The following is an 18,027-nucleotide window of genomic DNA, read 5'->3' on the forward strand; positions in this document are numbered from 1 at the left end:
ACTTATCGATGAAACAGTTACAGTCGCTGGATTACATTATTTTCTTTATCTATTTCATCATTGTGGCCGTGTACGGTTACTGGATTTACAACCGGAAGAAAAGCGCAGCCGCCTCTACCAAAGACTTTTTCCTGGCCGAAGGGTCGCTGACGTGGTGGGCTATCGGGGCGTCGCTGATCGCATCCAATATCTCTGCCGAGCAGTTTATCGGAATGTCGGGAAATGGATTTTCGATGGGCCTTGCGATTTCCAGTTATGAATGGATGGCGGCGGCGACGCTGGTGATCGTCGCTCTGTTTTTCATGCCGATCTATTTGAAAAACAACATTTTCACGATGCCACAATTCCTCAGTCAGCGGTACAATCCCACGGTGAGTCTGATCATGGCGATTTTTTGGCTGGGATTATATATACTGGTCAATCTGACGTCGATCCTGTATCTCGGCGCGCTCGCGGTATCGGGTATCTCAGGGCTTGATTTCGATCTGTGTATGTGGGGGCTGGCCATTTTCTCCATTGTTATCACGGTCGGAGGCATGAAGGTAATCGGTTTTACAGACGTGATTCAAGTCTTTTTCCTGATCATCGGCGGACTTGCCACGAGCTACATTGCCATTAACCTGGTCTCTGACAATTTCGATACAACCGGTCTGATGAATGGACTGAAAATGATGCGCGAGAATCATGGCGACCACTTTAAAATGATCCTCGGCAAAGACAACCCGCATTACATGGAGCTGCCCGGACTCACGGTTTTGCTCGGCGGGATGTGGATCGTGAACCTGAATTATTGGGGCTGCAACCAGTATATTACCCAGCGCGCACTCGGCGCAGACTTGAAAACCGCCCGGAACGGACTGCTTTTTGCGGCTTTTCTCAAACTGCTGATGCCGGTGATCGTAGTGCTGCCGGGAATCGCTGCCTACACATTGTATAACCAGGGACTTTTCCAGCAGGAAATGACCGAAAATGGCGTGATCGTTGCCGATAAAGCTTATCCGGTGCTACTGAATCTGTTACCCGCGGGGCTGAAAGGACTTTCCTTCGCCGCATTAACCGCCGCGATCGTGGCTTCTTTGGCAGGAAAAGCGAACAGTATTTCGACCATTTTTACGCTGGATATTTTCAAAATATACATTGGGAAAAACAAGTCGGAAGCGCAGCTCGTCGGCATTGGCCGGATCGTGATCGTAGTTTCGATGATCCTCGCGATTGTGGTTTCGCCTTATATGGGGATTGATAAAGCGGGAGGTTTTCAGTTTATACAGCAAATGACAGGCTTGCTTTCACCGGGTATTTTCGCCTCGTTTATCATGGGCTTTTTCTGGAAACGCAGCAACTCAGCGGGTGCCTTGTTCGCAATCGTAGGAGGTTTCCTGATTGCGCTGGGTATGCACAACAACTGGCTTCCGTTTGTGGACTGGACGCAAGTGCCGTTCCTGGACAGAATGGGTTGGGTTTTCGTGATCTGCGTGGTCGGAATGTTTATCCTGAGCTATGTTTTGCCTGACGAGAAAAAGGGATTGGAAGTGGATGCTTCCATGTTCAGGGCGCATAAAGGCTTTGTACTAGGCGCCGCGGTGATTCTGGTGCTGCTGGTTTTGTTGTATAGCTATTTCTGGTAGAAGTTGTTGCACGAAGTTAAGGTTTTGTGAAAGAGTAGTGACTGCATTCAGGGACGAGACGGGCGGAAAACTCAATGAAGAGAAACAGATACGCCCAGCCTGTATGTAAGACCCTCATTCGCGTCAATAATTTGGGATTTGTTGTCGAAACGGGTATTGTAAAGGGCCTCTAAGCCAATACGTCTGCTAAGCCGTAAGTTCAGCCCAAACGCACCTGATAACGTTGGGTTCTGGGAACTGACAGTGTTATGAACACCATCAGTGAACTCTTTGCCCCATTGGAGATTATAACCGGAAGCAAGCTGCACAAATGGCTTTAACCTGAACCTCGCAATATAATAGCGCAAATAGATTTCCGGTAAAGCAGAATGTAATTGATATTCGGGGATCACAATAGTAACCGACTTTCCGGACTTAACCTTCTGGTAACGTTTTCCCATCGAAAATTGTAACCCGACAACAAGGCGATCGGCTATCAGATATCCTATTTGAGGCGTAATTGACCAGGTTCTGGTTAAAGACTGAAAATCGTTAGCCGCCGAAGCCGAGCCATTTAACGTTGCAATGAAGCTGCCCTTTTCCAACATCTCAGAGGACTCGTCTGAAACTTCGGTAGGTTCGGTGTTTACTGAATTTCCTTGTGCATATGTACGGTTAATCGGTGCAAGGAACAAAAAGCAAATAATGAGGGTGTAGTGTAGTTGTTTCATTGAATGTTGATTTAGATAAATAGCGGGCAAGTCCGTTCATTTTGTAATACAATACAGCTAAAATTTCAGTGTGTAACCTATATAAGGCAGGATTGGCAAAAAAGAAACCTGCTTAATGGAAATTGCAGTCGGCTTGAAATCACTATTACTACGCTGAACTTTCAAATCAAGGTATAAAGGATTGTTTCTGTTGTAGACATTGTAAACCCCAATGCTCAGCTCGGCATTTCGTTTTCGGGAAGTGATTAAGGATTTGACAGCGCCAATATCCAATCTATGAAAGCTAGGCATTCGTCCGTTATTCCGATTGTCGTATATGAACTTGGGATCGGAATTATTTTCAGTAAGTGTCGCGGCGACGGGTAGTGTGACTGCGTGCCCTGTTTGATATACAAATGTGCTGTTGAGCTTCCATTTTTTGCCAATCCCATATCCTGCTGTAATGGACAGATTGTGTCTTCTGTCGTATTTCATCGGAAACCAGGTGTTGTCGTTTATTCCTGTAAATCTTCTTTCAGATTTAGACAGGGTGTACGATAGCGATCCCGTTAATTTACCAGTGTTTCGGGCTGCCATAAATTCCACCCCCTTCCCCCTTCCGATCCCGTTTTTGACAACAATTGCATCCCAGGAATCGGCCAGCAAGCCGGTAAAATTGGTTCCGTCAGGATAGTCAATCAGGTTTTTCATTCTTTTGGTGTATGCTTCGACCGATAATTCCCAGCCTGAGTTGAAGGTTTTGTATAACCCTAATGACAATTGATTTGCCCTTGAAGGCGCCACCTTATCCGTAGAAGGAACCCAGGCATCATAGCCAAATCCAAAGCCGTTGTTGGTTAATTGATGAAGGTATTGGTTCATCACTGAGTAGCCGGCTTTCATTGTCCAGTTGTTCAAAACGGACCAGCTTAGCCCAAGTCGTGGTTCCGGATTGTGGAATGTGCGGCCGCTCACTTTGTAAATACTATAACGTAAACCGGTATTGAACCGGATCCCCGGTGTTACAGCAATATCCCCGTCAACATACAAGTCTGTCTGATATGCCGGAATTCGTCCTTCTCTGGTATTATCGAACAAACCATTATAATTACTCTTTGTAACAAAAGGGCTAAATGAGTGCCTTGTTGCATCGATGCCGAATTTAACGGCTAATTGATTTGCAGGAAAATAGTCAAATTGTATTTTGCCGCCCCAATCGCTTACGCCGGCATTGGTGTTCCGGTAAAAATTCACAGGTTGCTCATCTATATTCTTATCCTCGAAATTATTCGTGAATTCACTGACATATTTTGAATAGAGTAAGGCAAATCTGGCGAAGAGTTTTTGAGAAACAACTTTGCTGTATCTGAGTGTCGCTGTGGTGTTGCCCCAATTATTCCCCACAGCTGTTTCTGTCTCTTTGTCATTACCGCTGGCACTCCATTCGGTGTACTTAAACCGGTCAAAGCCATTGTAAACACTTACATATATCTGATCCGTTTTATTGATCTGATAGTTGAATTTTGCATTCAGGTCATAAAAACGATAAACACGATCCTCTCCTGTCCCGGAGCTGGGTTTCTTTCGTAAACTGAGCAAGGAAGTAAGACCTAATGTGGAGACCCGTCCGGATATGATAAACGAAGCTTTATTTTTAATGATTGGCCCCTCCACTGTAAGTTTCTGGTTGAGCAGGCCTATTCCCAGCTCTCCACCAAATTTTTTATTATTCCCGTCTTTCATCGTAAGGTCGATTACGGACGCAAGCCTGCCACCGTACCGTGCGGGGAATGCCCCTTTGTAGAGATCCACGGATTTCAAAGAAGCTAGATTGAAAACTGAAAAAAAACCACCCAAATGCATGACGTTGTAAACAGGTACTTCATCCAACAAAATCAGGTTTTGATCTGGCGTCCCACCACGAATATACAGACCTGCACTTCCCTCAGTACCCGTGGAAACGCCGGGTGTGTAGCTCAACGCTTTTAAAACATCAACTTCACCGAGTAATGCAGGCAGTGCTCTGATTTTATCCATAGGAATTGACAATTTCCCGATAGGAGCACTGGGAATATTATTTTCCCTGATACTTATTTCGTTGAGAAGAGTACCCTGAGTCAATTTTATTTCAACAGGGAAACTAATCCTGGAAATGTTTTTAATATATACCGGCAGATAACCAACATAGCTTACTTTAAGATGGTGATCCGACGAGGGAATTTCAAAGCTGAAAAAGCCATATGAATTGGTTTGCACGCCCATCCCTGAAATGCTATCGCTTACAGAAGCGCCAATTAGCAGTTCGCCACTGGCAGCATCACGAACCGTCCCGCTTACGGTGAATTTCTGAGAAAAAGCGTCGTGCTTAATTAAAATAAACGACAGGATGAATAGAAATACAAATGGCTTGGTCATGGTAATTCTATGGTCTTTTCGTTCGACGCAAAAATAAGTCCATAGCCATTTTTGACATTGGTCAATGCCTTCTGCGGGGGAAGTACCAGATGATCAACACCCTCTGGTTGCTTGTTTTCTATTTTCGCATATTCAAAGAAATCTCGTGAAACAACCCCGACACGTACTATTACTTTCAAGGCGCGGATGGTAGCGTTCAGATCAGTTCCGTTTTCCACATAAAATTTGACCGGAACGGCAGGGGCAGGTAAGCACTGATTGGACATCAGGAAAACACGGCTTTGAGGATAAACAATAGCCTTTAAATTGTCATTGTATTTAGGCTTCTCTACTTCTATGCCCCAGGTATGGCAATCTTCTTCATTGGCGGGTATATTATCTGCCGAAGCATAGGGATAGCTGGAAAGTGTGTCGTTTTCATAGTAATTAGTTAGTTTGATACTGAAGTACTTGTCGAGCAAGGCATCTTCTTTTGTAAAATATAAGCTTATCAGATCTTGGGGGGTTTGATGATTAATTTGCGGAACAACATTTTTTGTTCGTATTGCAGTCATCCCCGATAACTCGACCGGGACGGTCACAACAGCCGATTCAGCCGTAGGTAACGAAGGAGCTGAAACTTGTACAAAATAGCTGGCACCCGCCTGAATCAAGCTGTCGGATGTATAAAACCCAGGCTCTTTCCCGGTATGCGAAAGAGTCAGGTACGTTTTTCCATTTTTATATAATACGACGGTGGCATTATTCACTGTGACATCTTTTGGAATATCTCCGACCGGGTTGAATGTTTTTGTGACTTGTAATTTGAATGTAGCATTTGCCTGAAGTTTGCCCCACAAAACGAGTTTGTCGCCGGAGTATGGCACATTCATATTAAGGTCTTGTTCTCTGCAGCCTACAAAGAGTATCAGTGTGAGAAAAAGGAAGCGTTTCATATTCATAGTAAGATCAATATGCTCAAAACCAAACCATATACATAAAGCATGTATATGGTTTGGTTTTTAATACTCGGATTTACATACTGTATAGCCTGGGTATGTAAATCAACTGAACTATACTTACTCGGGATAGAAATTGACATTATATAATTTGGAAGACGTCACTTGGCAATACATGTTGGCTCGTGTACCGACAAGCCAGGACAGACCGGCAGGTCCGTAGACTTCGCTAACGAACAGACTAATTTCTTCCACATTGTTTTCGCTTACTGATCCGGAAAAAGGAAATCTGGAAATAAAGCCTGCCTCGTTTTTCTCATAAGTACCTGAGGTCGTAAAACTAAGATGATTTGCTGCTGTACCACTCCATCCAATTACGTTTTTCTTTTTGTAGCTTACTTTAACAACGAGCGAGCTGTAGAATGGAGCTACGTGACGCTTGAATTCACCAATAATCCGACGATTTCCGTCAGTATTTTGATAATCCTGTACACGGGCATTTTCTAGTTGTTCATTGATAATTTTAGTATACTTTACCCCTGGCATGTTATGATTTGCCAGGAATTCTTTTAATACACCGCTATCCCGGCCAACTTTGATTGCACTTGCCTTATCGATTCCAAGGTGATAAGCTGTGTCAGAGATCATTATGTATCCTTTATCATTCAAAACTGCTGCTAACCTTGGATCATCAACTATCTTCTCCAATATCTGGTTTTCTCCGCTTCCTCTGAATACCAGAAGGTCAGAAAGTTCACCAAACTCCCCAGTTTCAGCGATTTTGTCATATTGTGCTGTGGTGATGACACTTTGCCTTTTCAATAATGATGTGAAACCAGGTTTGGTATACCAGTTAGTCATATCCTTTTGATCGGCAATGTCTTTAACTACATTACTTAGATGAGCTCTGGAAGAGAATTTCAGTACTCCGTCGACAAGTTCGACATCACTGACTGAGGACGTCTGCCCGGCGTCAGTAGACGGATTGATCCTGCCTTCTTTGCTGTCACAGGACAGGAAAAAAACACCTCCGCATAATAATAGCAACAATTTCTTCATACTTTTACTACGGTTTAAATTGTGAAAAATGGTTTGAACTGCGTTTCAACTCACCCTCCGACCGCAAAATCTGGGGTGAGTTTTTTTATTAAAACTGGTGGGAAAAGCTCGAGACGTAAAGCCGAACGATTGGCAACAAACACTTATATTAATAGGAACGAGTAAATGTAATCGTGGCGACTGGTTCATATTTAGTTATACTTACCTGGGACAGTTGTCACCATTACGACAGGTCAAGTTTACTTTAACTGCTCTGAATGAAATAAAAAATTCGTCAAGTGCAATTAGTTCTTCGACGAACCATGGCAAATCATAGACAAGTGCCTCAGCTCATTCCGCAGGGCATCATCAAATACGCTCCACTTGACCCAGCAATTTCTGTATTCTGAGGCGGTTGTATTGCTGTAAGAGAATGGGATACACATTGTAGATGATGTTCCAAAAAGTAATGAGCAATGCCATTTGGAGTTTTCCTGCCGGTATGGCGCTGACCGCGCTGAGGGTGAAGAAGACGAAACAACTATAATGGTATCTTTCCTGGATGGCGATTTTGCCCAGGTACGAACGGGCGCTCTGCCGGCTGCTGATTACCTTGTGTTTTTTGCCCAGCTTTTGCTGTATCCGGTTAACAAGCATCCCGTCCTGAACCAGCCAGCGCATTGCTCTGATGCCCGCCAGTTCATAAGTGCGGGTTTTTGTACTCAGGTTTAAGTTCGATATCCATTTTGCAGGAATATTGAATGAGAATACGCTGATAACCAAGATAATATACAGCATCCAAAGAGATTGTTTCTCCGAAAAGAATTCACCCCAATACCACCCGACTAAGCTGAATGAGACAATCGTCCAGAATACATTGATCAGTTGATTGAGCATCGAATAGTAAAGGGTAAATCGTTTCCTCAAACACCGTAAAAGCTACTTCATATTCCGGCTCTGCGCTACCAGGTAAGAGACCACAACAACCATATTGACCGAAATAAAACAGGCGACGATGATGATAATGGTTTCGTCCGGAAGATTAGCAAGAACGTAGCCAAATACGACAAAGCAGATTCCGATCAGAACCAGATAGCTGCCACCCAGCCGGGCCGCTTTATCCTTATCTATAAGGCGCGCTCCTTTGGGCACATTATTTAAAAGATTTACCCGCTTGAAGCGCCATATATAGCCTCCAAATCCAATAATTATCAGGCCGATTAAGGTTAAAGTCCAGTCCATTGCGCCATTATTTACTGATAATCAACATGATTGGTATGATTCTTTGCTATCCCCCAAATCTACGAAACTTTAACGCTCTGAAATTTGGACTGGCAAGCATTGTTTATCAACGATCTGGATTGGGAATTTGCAATCGAAATTGTAATCCGGACCCTCATCATGTTTGCCGCGATTTTGATCTTTCTCCGGACCTCAGGAAAGAAAGGGGTCAAGCAGCTTTCTATATTCGAGGTCGCCATTATCATAGGTTTAGGTTCGGCAGCAGGTGATCCCATGTTGAACAAACAAAATGCCATTATTCCCGCGCTGATTGTTTTCATCACCATACTGGCGTTCTACCGACTGATTACCTGGTTTGCCATGAAGAACGAGAAATTTGAGAAAGTACTGGAAGGTACCCCCGTTTACCTCATTGAAGATGGCATTTTCAATTTAGAATCGGGGGATGAAACCTACGCTAAAGACGAGTTTTTTTCCGAGATGCGCCAGCAAAGCATTGAACATTTAGGACAGGTCCGTACGGCGATCTTGGAACCCAATGGAAATATCAGTTTCCTGTTTTATGAAGATGAGGAAGTGAAGCCCGGACTGCCTGTTATGCCGAAGCTTTATAGTCAGAAAACCAAGAATGTAACACAGGAGGGCAGGTACGCCTGCTATGTTTGCGGCAACATTGAGCACATTGACAATGGACATAAAAAGTGTAAAAGGTGCGGAACGGACGACTGGGTGAAGGCCATTCACACCAAACGCCTCTCCTGATCTCATCAATTGACCTGCGCCGCTTCTTACAAGCGGGAATCCGCTCTCAGCTCACATGATATTGAACTGATGCCTGATCAGTGAGTGCATCATCAGCCAGACCTTTTCGTGATTGGGAATCCTGATCCTGGCATCCATTACTTTCTCGGCCGGTGTCTCTCTGATCCGCATGAAAAGCTTCTGGTAGTAATAGTAGGCGAGGTATACGCCGCGTCTGGACGAGCCGGGCAGTTTTTTGATACCTATCAGAGCCTGCTCAAAATCATCCTGGATCTGACGCTGAATGAGTTCTTTGTTTTCGGTTGAAAAGCGGGTAAAGTTGACATCGGGAAAATAACTCCGGCCCAGGTCTTCGTAATCTGCTTTGAGATCACGTAGAAAATTAACTTTCTGAAATGCAGCCCCGAGCTTCATCGCATAATAACGCAGGTCGTTGTACTGGGCGGTGTTTCCTTCGGTGAATACGCGCAGGCACATTAAGCCCACCACCTCCGCCGAGCCGAGCACATAATCCTGGAAGCTGTCCTGGTTATACTGCTTTTGGCCCAGGTCCATTTCCATGCTTTTCAGGAACGTATCGATCAGCGACCATTCAATGGCATATTGATTCACAACATGCTGAAAGCTGTTCAGGATCGGATTGATGCTGATACCCGTCGTAATCGCATCCTCAGTATCCTGTCTGATTTTGGCCATTAATGCGTGCTTGTCGTATCCGTGAAAGCTGTCCACGATCTCGTCGGCCAAGCGGACAAAACCGTAGATACTGTAAATCGGATCGTGGAATTTGGGTTGCAGAAAGTGGATCCCCAGTGAGAAAGAAGTGCTGTACAGCTGCGTGGTTTTTTTGCTGCAAGAGACCGACAGTTGGTCATATAAGGCCTTCATGACAAATCAGTTTTAAATAGCCTGTAATATTTGGTCAAAAAGAAAAACCTGCCCGTAAGGTAAGCCGGTTAAAATCTTCCAGCTTTTCTACCCCGGTCTGGGTAACGGACGATCGCTGAAAACGGTACCCAGCGCCAATCACGAAGCCGGTATTCCCATTGAAAAGCAGCTTCAATCCCAGGCCCGCCGAAAGAGTGGCGCCTCCGCCGAAACGCACACTGTCCACATCGTTGGAAGTTGCATTGAAACCATATCCGCCTTCGAGAAAGTAAAAGGGGATCTTGGATCCTTTGCTGGTCATATCGCCGCGTAAGCTGAGCACCACGGGAACGAAAGTCTGCACTGCATACAAGTCTGCGCCTACGCCCAAACCTGTGTAAATCCATTGATTGAATTTATAACCATTCGTAGTCTGGAAAGAGAATGCGGATGTGGTTACACCATTGGAAGCCCGGTTGCTCATCGCGAGGGGGCCGAGTTCTGTGTAATGCACAAATCCTTTTTTCTTATATAGTATGTTCGGGTTAATGCTTTTCTCGGTCATAAGCGTATCTACTTCTTCCTTCTGAAAAAGCCACACGCTCTTGTCGTAGGTTTCCAGCCGGTAAGCAGGCTCTGCTTCGAGCAACGTGCCGCGGATCACAGAACCGTTTTTCAGGTGTACGCTTACTTGTTTTGATTTTTGTGCAAATGCCTGCGGGGAACCGGTCGCAAGGAGGATAAAGGATAGGAAAATAATAAATCTCATAAAGTGAAGGATCGTTTTCTAATTGTCAAGCCAGTTTTTGAAATCCTGACTTCTGTATTTGCTTATAAAAATCTCCTGTTCGAAAGGAGGCTTTAAAAACACCTGCAAACGGTAGCTGAGCAGGGTTTTTACTTTTTGAATGGAGTCGATCCGGGCGATCACTTTACGGTTCATCCTGAAAAACTGCGCCGGGTCCAGCACTTCTTCAAGGCTTTCCAGCTTGCTATCCATCAGGTATTTCCTGCCGTCCGTGCTTACCATAAAAACTACTTTGTCGTCAGCATAGAAATAAGCGACTTCATCTACATTCTTGAAATGAATGGTATCCGCATACCTGACCAGAAAACGGGTTTTGTATTTTTTGGTCAGCTGCTGTATGGTCGACCGCAGCTTGTCAATGTCCGAAACCGTAATGTTCCTGTGCTGGCGGTTCAGGCTGTGGTATTTGTCCAGTGCCCGATTTAAATCCGTTTGGTCCAGCGGTTTGAGCAGGTAGTCAATGCTGTTGATTTTAAATGCCTGCAAGGTATACTGGTCGTAAGCAGTTGTGAAAATGACCGGGCTCTGCACGGTAACATGCTCAAAAAGGTCAAAGCACAGTCCGTCGGCCAGGTGGATATCGAGCAGCAGCAGGTCGGGTTCCGGGTTTTGGGTAAACCAGCTGGTTGCTTCTTCCACCGAATCGAGGATATCCAGCACCTGGATTTCCGGATCATATTCGGTCAAAAGCTGGGAAGCTCTTTTCGCCGAAAGCGCCTCGTCTTCTAAAATAAGTACATTCATAATTGGTGGGTAAGGGTCGTCGGTCTGCGTATTGCGCTATCTTGTTTATGAATTTTGTGAGTCTGGTTTAAGGTGTATCAATGGGATTGTTACACTGAATGAATGCGCGTCCGTTTCCACGCTGATTCCCTGATGTCCCAGAAAATCGTATCGCCTCGCAATGTTGGTCAGACCGAGGTGGGTAGACTGGTCTTCGCTTACCTTCTTCTTTTGCAGATTATTCCTGACCGTAATAGAATCATTATCCAGGCACAGAATCTCAATGTGCAGCGGCTTGCTTTTGGAAACAATGTTGTGCTTTACTGCATTTTCTACAAGCATTTGCAATGACACCGGGAGAATGTAGGCCGAAAGGCAACCTTCGGAAATGTTGATATCAATGCTTAAACCGGAATCGAAACGCGTTTTGAGCAGATACAGATAGGAATTGATAAAGCCGATCTCGTCGCGCAAATGCGTCAGCTCGCTTTCATCACTTTTCAGAATGTATCGGTAAACGTTGGAAAACTGCTTAACAAATTCAATCGAAGCATTGGTATCCTGCCCGATCAGCGCCGTGAGTACACTCAGGTTATTGAATAAAAAATGTGGGTTGACCTGATTTCTTAAAGATTGAAGCTGGGCCTGGCTACTGATCCGCTTGTAGGTTTCCAGCTGCTGGTGACTGGATTCCAGCTGCTGCATATAGAGAAAAATGACGTGTATCGTGTTCAGGAACAAATTGATCCGGAAACAGAACATCAGCAGCAGCTTCATCGGCAGCACCCATTCCTGCCAGTTTGGTGACAAAGCATAATAGGCGGTAGGAATACCGGTTACCAATGCCGCAACTGCTGTGATAACCAGACTTCCCGCAAAGTTATACACAATCCGCACCCAGAACGGTTTGATCTCCTGCCTGGAAACCCAATTGTCCCACAGCCGGTTACCCTCCCAAATGGCGGCAGTAACAACCAGAAATAGCAGGAAAATCACCCATTTGTCAGCCCCGACATGGTAATAATCAAAAGTTTCGATCAGCAGCGTATTCAGAAACGAATACCCGCCAAGCAGAAACATGAAAACGTACCGGTACCTGAGCTGGAACATAATCCTGGGGATGATCAATAAAAAACGAAGATTGGCAAGTTAGCGGAGTACGCCAGTTTGCCAATCTTTCGTAAGACTTTATTAAGGCATTAACACCTTGTCAATTACATGTATCACGCCGTTTGTCGCGAGAATATTGGCAGCCGTGATGTTGGATGCGCCACTTGTTTTTCCTACCACTTTTGCTCCGCCTGAGAGGTCAAAGGTTAGCGTACCGGTTGTATTTGCCGTTTGTACCGGCGCTGTTACGTTAGGCAGGTCGGTAGAAAACACGCGGTTTGGAATCACGTGGTAAAGCAGTACGCTGGTCAGCAGCGCGCGGTTGGCAGGTGCCAGCAGGGTTGCTTTCGGAGCGGTTTTGTACAGCTCACGGAAAGCCGCGTTGGTAGGTGCAAACACAGTTAACCCGCTCGCAGCCGACGAAAGTGCCGTCGCAACCGCCGGGTCGGCTGCCAGTACCAATGAAACCAGCTCAGTGAAATTCGTATCTGCCTGAGCGATTTCCACCAAGGATCTGGTAGGAGGCACGATCACATTGTCGATCACGTGGATCACCCCGTTTGAAGCGGGCACGTCGGTAGCAATGACCTTGATGTTACCATTGATAAAAACACCGTCTGCATTCTTGGACAGATAGATGTCATTGTTTGTATTGACCGTTTCCACAGTGCCGCTTTTCACATCAGCAGCCTTCACTGATCCGTTGATCACATGGGAAGTGAGGATAGGAGTGAGGGCGTCTTTGGTCAATGTGGTAAGGCTGCTGATACCGGCTTTTGTAAATGCATTGTTATTGGGCGCAAATACCGTGAACGGACCTGCTCCCTGCAGGGTGCTCACCAGTTCCGCTTTTGTAAGTGCGGCTACAAGCGTTGAAAACTGAGGGTCGGCCGAGGCCACTGCGGGAATATTCCCTGTCGCCGGGTTCACTGGCTGATCATCGTCGTCGTCATTGCAGGACGCGAGCGAAAAAGCCATTAAAGCCGCCACCATACACGTTTTCAGGGTTTGGTTTCTAAGCATTGTTTTCATGTTTTTAAATGTTGAAAGTTGTGAAAGATGAATAAACATTCACCTAAGCAACCTGAGAACAAACTGAATCTGTTCCGTCCCAGGAGCCAACAGTCAACCTCAGAGCGTGAAGTGGTAAATAATGGAAGTGAATGGGAGATTTTTCTTCCTCAAAACCACAAAAAAAACCCCGGTCGTTTCGGGCCGGGGTTTGAGTACTTGCTTTGCTTTCTGACTAGTTCTGATCGGAAGTGCCTTTTTTGTCTTTGCGCTTCTTTTTAGAACGGTCATCGGACATGTCCGACTTGCCCGTTGTTCCGTTACCAGAGCTTTCGTTCAGGTTACTTTTTGTTGAATCCATTTCGCTGGTCGTAGTTGAGCTGCCGTTGAACGGACTTCCGTTTCGCTGTCCTGTAGGATTGATCGCGTTGTTGGTTGTGCTGTTATTCCGCGTTGCCGGATTCGAGTTATCCTGCATGTTGCTGTTGTTCTGCGTTGCGGGAATGCTACTCTCATTCGTATTACGCTGTCCGGTAGGATTGATCGCGTTGTTCGTCGTGCTGTTGTTCTGCGTTCCGAAAGCGGATGATCCCTGCTGGGTAGTAGTGTTCGTGCCTTGCTGGGTTGTAGTGCTGGTTCCCTGCTGGGTTGTTGTGCTTGTTCCCTGTTTTGGGGTAGTTTGGTTGGTCGTGCTTTGAGCGTAAAGCGTTCCGCCTGCTAACAGCATAAGAGCGGCGATCCCGGTTGTTAATTTTTTCATGATAATAACTTATTGTTGATGAATACGGGATGCTTATCAATTTCCGTTCCAGCAACCAAGCCGCATTGAAATAGAGCTTGCTTTTCAAATCTCACTTTTGATCTGATGAAACTATCACCGTTTCCATATCGCGGTGCTCCACGGTAATATTCACGGAGCGTTCGCCTTTTGGGCGGGTGCGATGGATCGTGTTCCTGGGAATTGTCAGCAGCTGGCCTGGTAGTAATTCAATCGTTTCCGCTTCGAGATCGACCAGCAAAATACCTTCGATGGTCATGAAAGTCTCGTCAGAATTTGGGTGGTAATGCCAGTCATAAGTCCCGGTCATCACGCTAAGCCTTACCACGTGGTCATTTACTTCGGACACCGTGAAATTGGCGTAGCTTTCTTCCACCGAACCGGCCAGGATTCCGAGGTTAATTTTTGCGATGGCAGGTACTTTCATTACTTCTGGTCAGATCAAATGTGAGCTAAAAACGGTACTGCCATATTCGCAATTCCTGGCTAATAATGCAATCTTTTTGCTTTCGGGCAGAAGTAAAGCGGCGGTCGGGGTAACTTATGATCTGGAATTAAAATATTAAACAAATCGTGTTCTTCAGGTTTACCGGCAAGTCAAGCTTGCTCTTTTGTCTTTTTTCAGTTCTTCTTTACGGCTGCGGATCCGAATTACAGGATAGTTTATATCAAAAGCTCTGGACTGGAACCGTGAGTGCGCCCGGCCAAAGCATTACACTGCATTTCGCATTTGAAAAACCATTGATCGGAAGTTTGAAATGTCACATTTCCATTCCCGGGCAGCAGATGTTTGAACTACCCGCATCGGATTGCCAGGTTAATGGTGACAGCCTGTTTCTGGAATTTTCCGAAGGAATGAATGCAAAGTTTCGGGGCAAAATAGGCGCGGGGCAAATCTCCGGCAAATGGATGCAGGCCAACCACACTTTCCCGCTCTCATTGGCCAAATCAGACAGGAACTTATACCAGCTTTATGCAGCCAATGCACTTGATATCGCCGAAAAGAACGCGCTCAACAGCAGAAATATAGATTGGAAAATGCTCAGGGACAGTGTTTCAATAATTGCCGGCAACGCGACGAACATCGAAGAATTGATTCCTGCATTACAGACAGTCCTCCGCAGCTTGCAGGATAAACACGGATTTGTGTATTTCAACAACAAAAGCGCAGGTTATAAAAATGATGATCCTGATCGTGTAAGTCCCGCATTGAGAAAGGCGGCTTACGGGAATGACAAGGATATTGTCTCCATTGCGGTCAACGATTCCATTGCCTACCTGCGGATTCCGACAAGCCCGGATTTCCAGTCGGGAAAAGAGGAAGCATACAATCAACAGATCCAGAAACAGGTGTGCGACCTTCTCGACAAAAACATCAGGCACTGGATCATTGATCTGAGGCTGAATTACGGTGGCAGTATGTTTGCCATGCTGGGCGGATTGAACAAGCTGCTGGGCGATGGTACTATCGGCTCTTTTGTAAACCGGGACGGTAAAGATCCGCGAAACTGGATTATGAAAGGGGGCAATTTCTATGATCAGCAGGAACAGCGAACATCCTCGGGCATGCGCTGCAAGTCGCAGACCAGACCCGGGAAAATCGCAGTGCTCACGGGACCAATCACCGCCAGCAGCGGAGAAGCAGTCGCAGTTGCATTCAGAAGCCTGGATAACAGCAGGATTTTCGGAGAACCAACGAAAGGTTTTACAACAGCGTTAAGCGGATTTAACATCGGAAAGGAGCTTATGTTCTTCATCTCAACAGGCTACTATTCGGATGCAAAAGGTCACGTGTACAAACAAGGCGTTGTGCCCGACACGCAAATCGAAGGCGGTGACAATTTCACAGAGATCCTGAAAGATGAAAAGGTAAAGGCTGCTGTCGGCTGGATAGGGAGGTAAGAACCAGTTATTACCGCGGGAACGATGGGTAAAAGAAGTTTTTTACTACTTTCCAGATTATGAAACAGATATACCTGCTCGCGTTTATCCTCCTGGCCGCCGGCGCCTGCCGCCAGAAGTCCGAATCCGGCGAAAGCCGTGTTGTGATCTCCGGAATTGATTCTACCAAGAAGCCGGGAGATGATTTCTTTATCTACGCGAACGGTATCTGGTACGATACGATCCGCATTCCCGACAGCCAGACCGGCGTAGGTTCTTATTCATTTCTCAACTATCCCCAGCGCACGCGCCTGCAGGGTATCCTGGACAGTATTTCGGCAGCTAGTAATGTAGCAGGCAGTGTGGAGCAGAAAGTAGGCGACTTTTATGCCTCGGGCATGGATACCGCAACAATCAACAAGCGTGGGCACCAGCCTCTCCAACCGCTTCTTTCCCGCATTGATGCGATCAGTGATGTACCGTCGCTTTTGAAGCTGGTCGCTGAGGAGCAAAAGGCCGGGAATGGTTCGATAGTTGGATTTTACGTGGGGCCTGATGATAAACAGAGTACCGTTAACATTGCACAGTTTTACCAGACGGGCATTGGTTTGCCGGAACGCGATTATTATTTCAAAAGCGATTCAACTACAACCGGGATCCAGAAAGCATATCTGGCATATCTGACGCGGCTTTTTGAACTGTCGGGCACAGCAGCCGAAGTTGCGCGGAAGAATGCGGCGCTTACCTATGAGATTGAAAAGCAATTCGCTTCTGCGCACAGGACCAACGTTGCGCTCAGGGATGTGAAGGCCAACTATAATAAGCTCGCAGTAGCTGCGCTTTCAAAGAAACATCCGAACCTGAACTGGGCGGGATTATTAAATGTGCTGGGTGCCAAAGTCGATTCCGTCAACGTAGGGCAGCCGGGTTATTATGACAAGCTGAATACTATGTTGAAGTCGGTGCCACTGGCCGACTGGAAGATTTACCTGAAAGCGCATGCATTGAGTAATTATGCCGATTTCCTGAGCCAGCCTTTTGTCGATGCATCTTTTGATTATACCAAAATCCTGACCGGACAGGCGGTCAAGCAAACGCGGGCGGAGGAAATGACGCAGGCGATCGATCAGTCGCTCGGTGATGCACTGGCGCAGTTATATGTCAAAAAGTATTTCCCCGAATCCGCCAAGAAGCGGATGGCAGTATTGGTTGAAAATCTCAAAAAGGCATTTGAAGCCCGCATTGACCGGCTTGACTGGATGAGCGATTCCACCAAGGCAAAAGCGAAAGACAAGCTGCACGCATTCTCGCAAAAAATCGGGTACCCGGATAAATGGAGAGATTACACGCAGGTAACCGTGAAGCGCGGGACATATTTTGAAAACCGCCTTTCGGCTGACAAAAACGAGTATCTGTATAACCTGAACAAGCTCGGCAAGCCTGTGGACCGCACCGAGTGGCACACCACGCCGCCGACTGTAACTGCCTACAACAATCCGCCCCTGAATGAGATCGTGTTCCCGGCAGGTATTTTACAGCCGCCTTATTTTGACGTCAATGCAGACGACGCGCTGAACTACGGCGGGATCGGCATGGTGATCGGTCACGAGATCACGCATTCGTTCGACGACCAGGGTGCGCAGTACGACAAAGCCGGTAATGTTACTGACTGGTGGACCAAAGCCGATTACGCCAAGTTCAAAGCCAGAACGCAGCAGGTAATTGATCAGTACAATGCATTCACGGTGCTGGACTCCATGCACATCAAAGGCGCATTGACAGTTGGTGAAAACACAGCTGATATTGCAGGCGTTGCGATTGCCTACGATGCATTCAAGCTGACCGAGCAGGGAAAGGATACCACCAGGCTGGACGGTTTTACACCCGATCAACGATTCTTTATCTCCATTGCGCGCATCTGGCGCGTGAAAACCCGGGATGCATATATGTCGATGTACGTCAACACCAATCCGCATTCGCCGGCCAAATGGCGGGTGAACGGACCTTTGATGAACTTTACGCCATTTTATAAAGCCTTCAATTTGCAGCCAGGTGACAAGATGTACAAACCAGAAAAAGACCGGATCACAGTCTGGTAGAAGGTACTGTATCTACGTCGCTGCACTCCATTGATGAAAAA

17 protein-coding genes are annotated in these 18,027 nt (G+C 46.2%); 4 read left to right on the forward strand and 13 right to left on the reverse strand.

Annotation, left to right across the window (positions count from 1 at the left end; all coding sequences use genetic code 11):
• Positions 1 to 8: 8 nt before the first annotated feature.
• Positions 9 to 1,625, forward strand: a complete 1,617-nt coding sequence (locus ASG33_RS07770; protein ID WP_056282155.1) for a sodium:solute symporter family transporter — start codon at positions 9 to 11, stop codon at positions 1,623 to 1,625.
• A 71-nt stretch (positions 1,626 to 1,696) separates the two neighbouring features.
• Here the strand turns inward: ASG33_RS07770 and ASG33_RS07775 are convergent, their stop codons facing one another.
• The 6 genes from ASG33_RS07775 to ASG33_RS07800 all read right to left on the reverse strand — a co-directional run bounded on the left by ASG33_RS07775 (position 1,697) and on the right by ASG33_RS07800 (position 7,947).
• On the reverse strand, positions 1,697 to 2,335 hold the full coding sequence (locus ASG33_RS07775; RefSeq protein ID WP_056282158.1) for a hypothetical protein: 639 nt from the start codon (positions 2,333 to 2,335) through the stop codon (positions 1,697 to 1,699).
• Positions 2,336 to 2,392: 57 nt separating this feature from the next.
• Complete coding sequence (locus tag ASG33_RS07780) at positions 2,393 to 4,729, reverse strand: TonB-dependent receptor domain-containing protein (protein ID WP_056282160.1); 2,337 nt, start codon at positions 4,727 to 4,729, stop codon at positions 2,393 to 2,395.
• Positions 4,726 to 5,664 carry a DUF4249 domain-containing protein gene (locus ASG33_RS07785; protein WP_162242731.1) on the reverse strand — a complete coding sequence of 313 codons (939 nt, stop codon included), beginning with the start codon at positions 5,662 to 5,664 and terminating at the stop codon, positions 4,726 to 4,728. Before ASG33_RS07785 ends, ASG33_RS07780 begins: the two co-directional genes overlap by 4 nt.
• Before the next feature lie 123 nt (positions 5,665 to 5,787).
• The gene (locus tag ASG33_RS07790) at positions 5,788 to 6,726 is read right to left on the reverse strand and encodes a hypothetical protein (protein WP_056282165.1); all 939 of its coding nucleotides are present in this window, start codon (positions 6,724 to 6,726) and stop codon (positions 5,788 to 5,790) included.
• Positions 6,727 to 7,074: 348 nt separating this feature from the next.
• Positions 7,075 to 7,602 (reverse strand): hypothetical protein, encoded by a 528-nt coding sequence (locus tag ASG33_RS07795; protein WP_056282169.1) that lies wholly within the window; start codon positions 7,600 to 7,602, stop codon positions 7,075 to 7,077.
• Positions 7,603 to 7,644: 42 nt separating this feature from the next.
• Positions 7,645 to 7,947, reverse strand: coding sequence for an LPXTG cell wall anchor domain-containing protein (locus ASG33_RS07800; RefSeq protein ID WP_056282171.1), 303 nt, complete (start codon positions 7,945 to 7,947; stop codon positions 7,645 to 7,647).
• An 84-nt stretch (positions 7,948 to 8,031) separates the two neighbouring features.
• Here ASG33_RS07800 and ASG33_RS07805 point away from each other — a divergent pair, with 84 nt between their 5' ends.
• Positions 8,032 to 8,709, forward strand: a complete 678-nt coding sequence (locus tag ASG33_RS07805; protein ID WP_056282174.1) for a DUF421 domain-containing protein — start codon at positions 8,032 to 8,034, stop codon at positions 8,707 to 8,709.
• Positions 8,710 to 8,760: 51 nt separating this feature from the next.
• On the opposite strand, the gene ASG33_RS07810 is transcribed toward ASG33_RS07805, so the two are convergent.
• The 7 genes from ASG33_RS07810 to ASG33_RS07840 all read right to left on the reverse strand — a co-directional run bounded on the left by ASG33_RS07810 (position 8,761) and on the right by ASG33_RS07840 (position 14,433).
• The gene (locus ASG33_RS07810; protein WP_056282176.1) at positions 8,761 to 9,597 is read right to left on the reverse strand and encodes a phytoene/squalene synthase family protein; all 837 of its coding nucleotides are present in this window, start codon (positions 9,595 to 9,597) and stop codon (positions 8,761 to 8,763) included.
• Positions 9,598 to 9,631: 34 nt separating this feature from the next.
• Entirely contained in the window at positions 9,632 to 10,345 is a 714-nt protein-coding gene (locus ASG33_RS07815; protein WP_229238591.1) for a hypothetical protein, read from the reverse strand.
• An 18-nt stretch (positions 10,346 to 10,363) separates the two neighbouring features.
• Complete coding sequence (locus tag ASG33_RS07820; RefSeq protein WP_056282179.1) at positions 10,364 to 11,128, reverse strand: LytTR family DNA-binding domain-containing protein; 765 nt, start codon at positions 11,126 to 11,128, stop codon at positions 10,364 to 10,366.
• A 45-nt stretch (positions 11,129 to 11,173) separates the two neighbouring features.
• Positions 11,174 to 12,217: a sensor histidine kinase gene (locus ASG33_RS07825; protein WP_056282181.1), complete on the reverse strand. Its 1,044-nt coding sequence runs from the start codon at positions 12,215 to 12,217 to the stop codon at positions 11,174 to 11,176.
• 81 nt (positions 12,218 to 12,298) lie between these two features.
• Positions 12,299 to 13,249, reverse strand: coding sequence for a fasciclin domain-containing protein (locus ASG33_RS07830; protein ID WP_056282185.1), 951 nt, complete (start codon positions 13,247 to 13,249; stop codon positions 12,299 to 12,301).
• Between the two features lie 214 nt (positions 13,250 to 13,463).
• The gene (locus ASG33_RS07835; RefSeq protein WP_056282188.1) at positions 13,464 to 13,988 is read right to left on the reverse strand and encodes a hypothetical protein; all 525 of its coding nucleotides are present in this window, start codon (positions 13,986 to 13,988) and stop codon (positions 13,464 to 13,466) included.
• Between the two features lie 91 nt (positions 13,989 to 14,079).
• On the reverse strand, positions 14,080 to 14,433 hold the full coding sequence (locus ASG33_RS07840) for a cupin domain-containing protein (protein WP_157474602.1): 354 nt from the start codon (positions 14,431 to 14,433) through the stop codon (positions 14,080 to 14,082).
• A gap of 146 nt (positions 14,434 to 14,579) precedes the next feature.
• Here ASG33_RS07840 and ASG33_RS07845 point away from each other — a divergent pair, with 146 nt between their 5' ends.
• A complete protein-coding gene (locus ASG33_RS07845) occupies positions 14,580 to 15,908 on the forward strand; it encodes a S41 family peptidase (RefSeq protein ID WP_056282191.1) in 1,329 nt (442 codons plus the stop codon).
• A gap of 59 nt (positions 15,909 to 15,967) precedes the next feature.
• The gene (locus tag ASG33_RS07850; protein WP_056282193.1) at positions 15,968 to 17,986 is read left to right on the forward strand and encodes a M13 family metallopeptidase; all 2,019 of its coding nucleotides are present in this window, start codon (positions 15,968 to 15,970) and stop codon (positions 17,984 to 17,986) included.
• The last annotated feature ends 41 nt before the right edge of the window (positions 17,987 to 18,027 follow it).

Origin of the sequence: Dyadobacter sp. Leaf189, from assembly GCF_001424405.1 — a bacterium.
Taxonomy (GTDB): domain Bacteria; phylum Bacteroidota; class Bacteroidia; order Cytophagales; family Spirosomataceae; genus Dyadobacter.

Bases quoted from the DNA above. Each gene is read 5' to 3' on its own strand.
- ASG33_RS07770 (WP_056282155.1), top strand. From the start codon at position 9: ATGAAACAGTTACAGTCGCTGGATTACATTATTTTCTTTATCTATTTC.
- ASG33_RS07775 (WP_056282158.1), bottom strand. From the start codon at position 2,335: ATGAAACAACTACACTACACCCTCATTATTTGCTTTTTGTTCCTTGCA.
- ASG33_RS07780 (WP_056282160.1), bottom strand. From the start codon at position 4,729: ATGACCAAGCCATTTGTATTTCTATTCATCCTGTCGTTTATTTTAATT.
- ASG33_RS07785 (WP_162242731.1), bottom strand. From the start codon at position 5,664: ATGAAACGCTTCCTTTTTCTCACACTGATACTCTTTGTAGGCTGCAGA.
- ASG33_RS07790 (WP_056282165.1), bottom strand. From the start codon at position 6,726: ATGAAGAAATTGTTGCTATTATTATGCGGAGGTGTTTTTTTCCTGTCC.
- ASG33_RS07795 (WP_056282169.1), bottom strand. From the start codon at position 7,602: ATGCTCAATCAACTGATCAATGTATTCTGGACGATTGTCTCATTCAGC.
- ASG33_RS07800 (WP_056282171.1), bottom strand. From the start codon at position 7,947: ATGGACTGGACTTTAACCTTAATCGGCCTGATAATTATTGGATTTGGA.
- ASG33_RS07810 (WP_056282176.1), bottom strand. From the start codon at position 9,597: ATGAAGGCCTTATATGACCAACTGTCGGTCTCTTGCAGCAAAAAAACC.
- ASG33_RS07815 (WP_229238591.1), bottom strand. From the start codon at position 10,345: ATGAGATTTATTATTTTCCTATCCTTTATCCTCCTTGCGACCGGTTCC.
- ASG33_RS07820 (WP_056282179.1), bottom strand. From the start codon at position 11,128: ATGAATGTACTTATTTTAGAAGACGAGGCGCTTTCGGCGAAAAGAGCT.
- ASG33_RS07825 (WP_056282181.1), bottom strand. From the start codon at position 12,217: ATGTTCCAGCTCAGGTACCGGTACGTTTTCATGTTTCTGCTTGGCGGG.
- ASG33_RS07830 (WP_056282185.1), bottom strand. From the start codon at position 13,249: ATGAAAACAATGCTTAGAAACCAAACCCTGAAAACGTGTATGGTGGCG.
- ASG33_RS07835 (WP_056282188.1), bottom strand. From the start codon at position 13,988: ATGAAAAAATTAACAACCGGGATCGCCGCTCTTATGCTGTTAGCAGGC.
- ASG33_RS07840 (WP_157474602.1), bottom strand. From the start codon at position 14,433: ATGAAAGTACCTGCCATCGCAAAAATTAACCTCGGAATCCTGGCCGGT.
- ASG33_RS07850 (WP_056282193.1), top strand. From the start codon at position 15,968: ATGAAACAGATATACCTGCTCGCGTTTATCCTCCTGGCCGCCGGCGCC.